This is a genomic window from Candidatus Eisenbacteria bacterium, from assembly GCA_030017955.1.
Lineage (GTDB): Bacteria > Eisenbacteria > RBG-16-71-46 > JASEGR01 > JASEGR01 > JASEGR01.
This window is the reverse complement of the sequence record JASEGR010000209.1, coordinates 1-1,776: the sequence shown is the minus strand read 5'-3', so window position 1 is coordinate 1,776 and position 1,776 is coordinate 1. Positions and strand designations below refer to the sequence as shown.

Annotated in this window: 2 protein-coding genes; both read right to left on the bottom strand. The window is 53.7% G+C overall.

The window, feature by feature from the left end:
* The coding region (locus QME66_13735) for a hypothetical protein (protein MDI6810005.1) at nucleotides 1-649 on the bottom strand (649 nt) is incomplete at its 3' end.
* Nucleotides 650-661: 12 nt separating this feature from the next.
* Nucleotides 662-1,776 (bottom strand): hypothetical protein (locus QME66_13730; protein MDI6810004.1); only part of this gene is annotated, 1,115 nt, incomplete at its 5' end.

The following is a 1,776-nucleotide window of genomic DNA, read 5'->3' as shown; positions in this document are numbered from 1 at the left end:
TGTAGGTGCCGATGGCGTCAATGAGTTTCGCCGCCTGTTTGACATTGGCGTCGTCTCTCTTCGGTAAGGCGGTCCGGTCTTGCTTCTCCAGTGCGTCCTTCAAGTCCGGGGCCTTCCGCGTGATCAGTTCCCGCTGGGAGTAAAGAAGACTGCCGAGTCTTCCGAGACAGAAGGACCGAAAGCCGTCGATGTTCTGCTTGTTCTGGCCCATTTCACTCAGAAGGGCTATCGCCGCCGCAATGTCTTCGTCGCTCAGGTCTTCACGATTCTCCAAGTCTAAGACGTCAAGCAGTCCGGCCTTCCAAGCAACAGGCAGCATTGGATCCGAAAACTGCTCAAGAATGGCGTGTAGCGATTCGCCTTGGCCAGGTCCCATCAGATAGCTCTTCGCAAAAACGGCCATTGCCAGAAGGTGTCCTTCCTTTTGATCGTCATAACCCGGCTGTCGAGCCACCTCGCGAACGAAAGCCAGGAAGTCTTTGCGCTTCAGTGACCGTAAGTATTTTTGGCCCCTCCTGTTTCGTACAATGGCGTCTTGTTCCTGATCGTCGATGAGTTTCCGGTACTCCCAATAGGACTTTTCTTCGGCCCATGCCATGGAAACAGTCGCGAACAAGACCATCATAATGAACTGCAAGACGTGTCTCATGTTGCCCTTCCTTTATGGGAGACTTTGCGGTTGAAACAAAACCGTCGAAACGAACCGTGTGGGGCTGTTGGTGATGCCACCCCTTTGAACGATTGGGGAAAGGAGTGTCTGCGGATCACTCATTCCAAAATCGTTGTGCTCAGCGGCGAAGTTCTGAATGAGGTAGTGAGTGCCGTTGCGCCCCCATACTTCAACGTCAGCAAGTTCGTAGCAGACTTCGACCAACCCATCGCAACGGAGTTCGTCAATGTCCCCGATTGTTCCGTCCCAGTTCAGTCCCGGCCCATCGCCATCAATTGCAACGTACCATGCGTAACTGATGGTGCCGTCAGCAAGGCAAAGGTATGCGTTAGTCACAATGTGGTTTCTGTGGGAATCCGACAAGCTGCTGACCGAATAGAAGCCATGGAACGGTGAAGCAGCCGCCTTGTATCCCTGTAGCGTGATCTGACCGACGCCGCTAAACAGACCAGTCATTTGTATGACGCCCCAGTTGGCATCGTTTGTGAGAGCGGCCTTGGTTCGGGTTCCTGTGTATCCTGTAATCAGACCAGCGTGGTTGAAATCGCCAGCAAGGAAAATGATAGTCGCAGAATCGAGCGCTCGATAGATGGCAACACCAAGATTCTGACGGACAACAGTGACCTTGAGTTTGTCGTCGCAGATGGAACTGCCGCCGTTGGCGTAGCTCAGATTCAATTCAACGTCGTTCGCAGATGCGCTCTCATCGTAGCCTTCAAGGTAAAGCGTGGCAGGGACCGTCTCCGTCGCCAGATTCCAGGTCTTCGGTAAAGTGATCTCTGTCCCTTTCGTGGCCGATGTCCAGACCTTGACCCGAGTTCCTCCGGCTGTGGCTTCCAGTTTCAGCGTGCCGGTGGTCAGCGTTGGTTCAAGTTTCGGATAGATGGGAACGAGATCGTTTTCGCTCGTCACAGACGTCTCGTCTTTGTCCGGCGTATGGGCGGCGTCTCCATCGTCGTTGTCCCAGTTCTCGAAGACGATTGCTCCCGGACTTTCTTCCTTGGACTCGTCGGTATCATCCACATCGCCGTCGTCATCAACGTCGATATCCATGTCGCACTTGGGGACGTAAATCTTGAATGTTCTTTTGCCGCTGTTGAAGCCGC